Annotated in this window: 1 protein-coding gene; it reads left to right on the forward strand. The window is 25.8% G+C overall.

Annotated elements, in window-relative coordinates:
- Nucleotides 1-1,199: condensation domain-containing protein (locus tag BUB01_RS22355; protein WP_242958467.1), on the forward strand; the 1,199-nt coding region annotated here is incomplete at both ends.

Consider the following 1,199-nt stretch of genomic DNA (forward strand, 5'->3'; position numbering starts at 1 on the left):
TCTATAAAATCAATACAAGTAATATCAAGAGCTAAAGCAAAAGGATACTATTTTGAAGTTAAAGACTTATTTACAAACTCAACAATAAAAGAATTAAGTAAAAATATAAAGCATAAAGTTCTTGAAATTAGTCAAGATGAAGTAGTCGGAGAAGTTGAACTAACCCCTATACAAAAATGGTTCTTTGAAATGAACTTTGAAGAAAATAATCATTGGAATCAAGCAATGATGTTGTTTAGTAAAGAAGGCTTTGATAAACAACTAATAAAAAAAGCATTTAAAGCTATAGTTATTCATCATGATGCCTTAAGAATGATATATAAAAACGAAAATGGTGTAATAAGACAAATAAATAGAGGAATAGAAAAAAAACTTTATGACCTAAATATTTATGATTATAGAACTAGTATATGCATTGATTCAAATGAAGTTGAAAAGATATGTACTGAAATACAAAGTAGTATAGATTTAGAAGAAGGACCACTTGTTAAATTAGGTTTGTTTAAGAGTAATGAAGGAGATCATTTACTAATAGCAATACATCATTTAGTTATAGATGGAGTTTCATGGAGAATATTATTTGAAGATTTACAAAAAGCATATAAGATGGCCAAAAATGGGCAAGAAATACTACTTCAAGAAAAAACAACTTCCTTTAAAGAATGGTCAGTTAAGCAAAATGAATATGCAAACACTTATGATGTAAAGAAACAATTAGTATATTGGAATAGTATAGAAAGCCAATCTATAAATGCTCTTCCTAAAGATAAAAACGAAGAAAAATCAAATATCAGTAGCTTAAGAAGTATCGAAACAGAATTATCAAAGAAAGAAACAGAAAAATTATTAAAGTATTCAAATAAAGCTTATAATACAGAAATTAATGACTTATTATTAGCAGCTTTATCTCTAACAATAAGTCAATGGACCGGAGAAGAAAATACCTTAATTAATTTAGAATCCCATGGAAGAGAAGAAATAATAAAGGATGTAGATATAACAAGAACAATAGGTTGGTTTACATCTCAATATCCAGTAATTCTGAAAAATAGTGATAATGATCTAAGTATGTTAATAAAAAATACAAAAGATTCATTAAGAAGAATACCTAACAAAGGAATTTCTTATGGAATAATAAAATACTGTTCTAATTCTGAAATTAAAGATAAGATTAAGTTTAATTTAAATCCAGAAATATG

Origin of the sequence: Clostridium cavendishii DSM 21758 (assembly GCF_900141845.1) — a bacterium.
GTDB classification, from domain to species: domain Bacteria; phylum Bacillota; class Clostridia; order Clostridiales; family Clostridiaceae; genus Clostridium_AG; species Clostridium_AG cavendishii.